This window comes from Pseudoxanthomonas kaohsiungensis (assembly GCF_010211765.1).
Taxonomy (GTDB): domain Bacteria; phylum Pseudomonadota; class Gammaproteobacteria; order Xanthomonadales; family Xanthomonadaceae; genus Pseudoxanthomonas; species Pseudoxanthomonas kaohsiungensis.
On sequence record NZ_PDWO01000030.1, the window covers coordinates 1 to 4,693 of the forward strand.

The following is a 4,693-nucleotide window of genomic DNA, read 5'->3' on the forward strand; positions in this document are numbered from 1 at the left end:
CTACAATCGCACGCGCATGCACTCGGCGTTGGGCTACCAATCACCCGCTCAATATGAAGAGCGGTTCAATCGCCTGGGGTATGTGCCCTAGGTCCACTGTCCGAAGAACCGGGGTCGCTCCAACCTGCCCCCTTTTCCCGACTAACCGAAAACTTTCAAACGGCTTGAACGAGATGCAGATCCGACATCTGAGTGTTCGGAACTTTCGTGGCATCACATCACTGGAATGGGTCCCCAGCCATTCATTTTGCTGCCTTATCGGTCCCGGAGACTCAGGCAAGTCCACCATTCTCGATGCCATTGAGGCCAGTTTGTCGTCGCGCTGGTTCTCTTTCTCGGAAGTCGATTTCATAGGCTGCGACACATCCAAGAGCATCTGCGTTGAGGCAACGGTTGGCGAGCTGTCAAAAGCGCTGAAGTCGGACGAGCGGTTCGGTCTTTTTGTGCGCGGCTGGACTTCCGCCGGTACGTTGCGCGACGAGCCCGAGGCGGACGACGAGCCAGTCCTGACGGTCCGGCTCACCGTGGAAGCTTCGATGGAGCCGGTCTGGGAACTCATCTGCGATCGGACGAGCGACACGCGCACTCTCTCGAATCGCGATCGCGCGCTCTTCGGCCTTATACGATTGGCAGGCGAAGACGCTCGCCATCTCGGCTGGGGCCAAGGATCGGTGTTAGCACGCCTCACCGGAGACGCTACGGAAGCCACGGCTAAGCTTGCAGAGGCTTACAAAACTGCGAAAGCCAGCGCCAAGCTCGAGGAGATTAAAGCGCTCACCGATGCGGCCGAACTTGCCGAAGGCTTTGCAAAGGGCCTGGGCGCCTATGTGCGCGGCAGCTACGGGCCCGGCTTGGAGCTGGGACGATCTGGGCTATCCTCGGGATCGATTGCCTTGCATGACTCAGGCGTGCCACTTCGCCTCGCTGGACTCGGCACGCGGCGCCTCGCCACGCTCGCGATCCAGAAATCTGCCATCACCGATGGCGCGATCGTTCTAATCGATGAAGTCGAGCACGGATTGGAGCCGCACCGCATCATCGGCGCGATCAGTCAGATCAAGACTGATCAAGCAAAGGCGAAGGCTGCCGACAAACCTGTCGGTCATGTGGTCCTGACTACGCACTCGGACGTCGCGATCAGTGAAGTTGAGCCCTCGAGCCTTCGGGTGGTGCGATCGTGGCCCGACCTAGGCGTCTCAATGGTCTTTCAGCCTGATATGCCGGAGCCGCTCAGGGCGCTGCTCCGATTCACACCGCGCGCACTACTCGCCAAACGCATCCTCGTCTGCGAGGGCAACACGGAACTCGGTCTGCTCCTGGGCCTGAGAGACCAGTGGATACCCCGACACGATGGCCGCCCGATTGAGCAAGCGGGTACGGCACTTGCCGATGGCAATGGGAACCAAGCGCCGAGCATTGCCTTGGCGCTCGCCAAGCTTGGTTTCACGGTTGCGCTATTTCGCGACTCTGACATTCCGCTCGCGATAAACGATGTGGCAGCCCTAGCCGCCTCCGCGGTCCAAGTAATCGAATACGGCGGATCGCTCAACACTGAACAGGCAGTGTTCCATGCAGCCAGTGATGCACTCGTCCAAAGCTCGCTTACCTTCTTGCGGAGCGAGTATAGCGACGGCGCTGTCAACGACAACGTGGCGGCTGCGATTGGCGATCTGACGCCGAAGGATGTGGCTGGGGATTTCGGCCTGTGGGAGATGGTCTCTGCGATGGATGGCGCTGCCCTGCGCGAGGCGATTGCGCGAGCGGCTGACAAGAAGCGCTGGTTCAAAAATCAGCGCGTCGCGAGGGATTACGGTCCGATTGCTTGGCAGATTGCCAGCGCTAGTCCGTCGTCGCGCTTCTCGAAGGCACTCATTGCCGTTGAAGACTGGCTTTATGGTTGACGCTGCACACCTCGGAACCCTCAACCGCGGCGCAGTAGTGGCGCCGGCGGGGCATGGCAAGACGGAGCTACTCGCTCAGGTGGCGGCGCTAGGTGGTCGATCCCTCATTTTGACGCACACGAATGCGGGGGTGCATGCGATTCGGGAGCGATTGAGGCGCTTGGGGGTGCCAGGCGCTCGCGCCGCTGTGCAAACGATCGCGAAATGGTGCGCTCGCTACGCATACGCGTTCCCTGGTGCTGCTCAGCCCCCGCTTGACGATCCGAAGACCGCGGCAGAATGGCAGCAGCTTCACTTGGGGACCGCGAGCGCGCTCGGCATTGCCGCGATCCGCGAGGTAGTCCTCGCGTCCTACGACCGCGTTTTGGTCGATGAGTACCAGGACTGCACTCCAGACCAGCATGTGCTCGTCAAGCGTCTCAGCGAGATCGTTCCGACGATTGTCGTGGGCGACCCTATGCAGGGCATCTTCGAGTTTGCTGGCGCGAAGCTTGATTGGCCTACGGAAATTCATCCCGACTTCCCATTCTCGGGGACGCTTACGGTGCCGTATCGATGGGCGGGCAAGAACCCGGCTCTCGGAGCGTGGATCGCCGAGACGCGGCTGAAACTCGAACATGGCCAGCCTATAGATCTCGCGGATCCTAGAGTGTCCTACCGCGTTTCAAAGGGGCCGTTCGACATGGGGCTTCTATTCGAGACGCTGGAAGGAAAGGATGGGAGCGTCGCCGCGATTCACTGCAACAAGAAGATTTGCTATCGCCTCGCGAGTGCCGCGAACGGCGGCTACCAGGCGATCGAGGAAGTCGCAGCCAATACGCTCATGTCATTCGCTCGGCAGTGGGACCGTGCGGCTGATGCGAAGGAGCGACTTGCCGCAGTTCTTAGTCTGTCAAACGAGTGCTTCCATAAGATCGATTTCGACAAGACGCAGGAATTCGATCCGGATCATGCGCTCGCGCGTGACGGAATGAAAGCGGCGGCGAAGCGCTTTGGGGATGGAAATGGCGGCGAAGCCGCTGGCAGGTTCATGGCGCTTGCCCGAACCCATCCGAAATGGAAACTCTACCGAAGCAGCCTCTGGCGAGACGCCGAGCACGCCGCCGCCGAGCTTACGGCTGAGCGTACGGAGTGCATGGTCGATGCAGCCGAGCGAATCAAACAGAGAAGCAGCAACATGGGCAGGCGGCTCCCGAGGCGAACGATCTCGACGCCACTGCTCTTGAAAGGGCTCGAGTTCGACCACGTCGTCATACCGGACGCCGCGCACTTCATGAAGCAGGACATGGCGCAGGCCAAGCTCTTCTACGTCGCGATCTCTCGCGCAACCCTTTCGCTCACGATCGGGTCGTCGCAGCGATGGCTGCAGTTCTGATCGAATGGAAGAACGGGGTCAGGATCCCCTCCCTAACAGCGGAACGGGGGTCAGAGTGCACTTTCCCTTCCCAGGGGGGTTGAAGCGGAAAGTAGAACCTGACCCTTTCCCTGGCGAACAGGGGGAGATGAGTATTCAAAGGAGCAGGGACGGTGTCATGTTCACTTCCTCCAGAAAGCTCGAAGCGGAAAAGTCGAACCTGCCCCCTGCCTTCTGGCAGAACCCCAGAACTCCCCAGCCTCACCCGACGCGACGCCACCGAAAAGCGCTACCTCAGCGGCAGCATCACCGTCATGCCGTGAATGGGTGACTCGACGAAACCATGCTTGAGGTAGAACGCCTTCGCCACCTCATCGGTGGCATGGCAAAGCAGCGCACGGGCGCCGACCTGCTCGCTGGCCTGTAGCGTCCGTCGCACCGCATCCTTGAGCAGGCCCTGGCCGATGCCCTGGCCCACCCTGTCCACATGCACGGCCAGGCGCGCCAGCACGATGACCGGGATGGGCTCGGGCATGTTGCGACGGATGCGACCGGGTGCGTGCGCATGCGATACCGCGCCGGCCGCCAGCGCGTAGTAGCCCACCACGTCCTGTTGCCCGTCACACACGACAAAGCAGCGGGACGCTCCCGAGGCCTGGTTCGGGCGGGCGCGCTCCAGCAGCCACCGGGTGAGCTCCGGCGCGGTGCATTGAAAGTCGTCCAGCCGGTGCTGGTCACCCAGCGGGCTGGGGGCGCTGAGCGCCAAGGCTCAGCGCTCCCAGGGCGCGGGCGTAGCCAGCAGGCGGCGGATCGCCGCGTTGTCCGCCAGCGGCGCATCGAGCAAGGCATTGAAACGCTGCAGCGCCTGCCGGTTCAGCGCGAAATGGGTCTGGTCGGCCAGCACCTCGCGCGCCTTCTCGCACACCGCATCCAGGATGAACTCCGTGCGGTTCATGCCGCTGACTTCCACGGCATGGTCGATGAGCGCCTGCTTGGCGGCAGGGGCGCGGAAATTGATGACCTTGCTGGCGACTGCGCTCATGGGATGGGCCTCTCCATTGCTCTGCTGCCGCGGGAGAACTTCATGGCAGCATCTTGTGTGCACACTGTACATACACAATGGGCATTGCTCAACCAGATAGCGGAGTTGAAGAACAGGGTCGGTTAAGGACCGGAATCAGCTTCACTTCCCTGGCCCGCTTCCCGTACCCGTTCTCGGCGGCCGGGCGGCCCTTGTCCATTACGGAACACCATTGCCGGGACTGCGCCCGGGCGTCATCCGGCAGCGCCTTCAGCGCTTCAGCCCCGCCACGATCTCCGGAACGCTAAGCCCGATCTCCAGCTGCACGCGCACGTAATCGCGTTCCTTGCGCGACAGCGGGCGGCCGACCTCCAGGCGGACGTCCTCCGCCTCCAGGATGCGCATGATCCGGGGCAG

Annotated in this window: 4 protein-coding genes; 2 read left to right on the plus strand and 2 right to left on the minus strand. The window is 62.0% G+C overall.

All coding sequences use genetic code 11. The features are described 5' to 3' along the window. Positions 1-173 precede the first annotated feature (173 nt). Together CSC66_RS17065 and CSC66_RS17070 are read left to right on the plus strand one after the other, a co-directional pair. The gene (locus CSC66_RS17065) at positions 174-1,901 is read left to right on the plus strand and encodes an ATP-dependent nuclease (RefSeq protein WP_162378615.1); all 1,728 of its coding nucleotides are present in this window, start codon (positions 174-176) and stop codon (positions 1,899-1,901) included. Then, a complete protein-coding gene (locus CSC66_RS17070; RefSeq protein WP_162378611.1) occupies positions 1,894-3,276 on the plus strand; it encodes a UvrD-helicase domain-containing protein in 1,383 nt (460 codons plus the stop codon). The genes CSC66_RS17065 and CSC66_RS17070 overlap by 8 nt, the downstream gene beginning before the upstream one ends. Positions 3,277-3,544: 268 nt before the next feature. On the opposite strand, the gene CSC66_RS17075 is transcribed toward CSC66_RS17070, so the two are convergent. Together CSC66_RS17075 and CSC66_RS17080 are read right to left on the minus strand one after the other, a co-directional pair. Then, positions 3,545-4,021 carry a GNAT family N-acetyltransferase gene (locus CSC66_RS17075; protein ID WP_162378612.1) on the minus strand — a complete coding sequence of 159 codons (477 nt, stop codon included), beginning with the start codon at positions 4,019-4,021 and terminating at the stop codon, positions 3,545-3,547. Positions 4,022-4,024: 3 nt separating this feature from the next. Next, positions 4,025-4,297, minus strand: coding sequence for a type II toxin-antitoxin system TacA family antitoxin (locus tag CSC66_RS17080; RefSeq protein ID WP_162378613.1), 273 nt, complete (start codon positions 4,295-4,297; stop codon positions 4,025-4,027). Positions 4,298-4,693 lie beyond the last annotated feature (396 nt).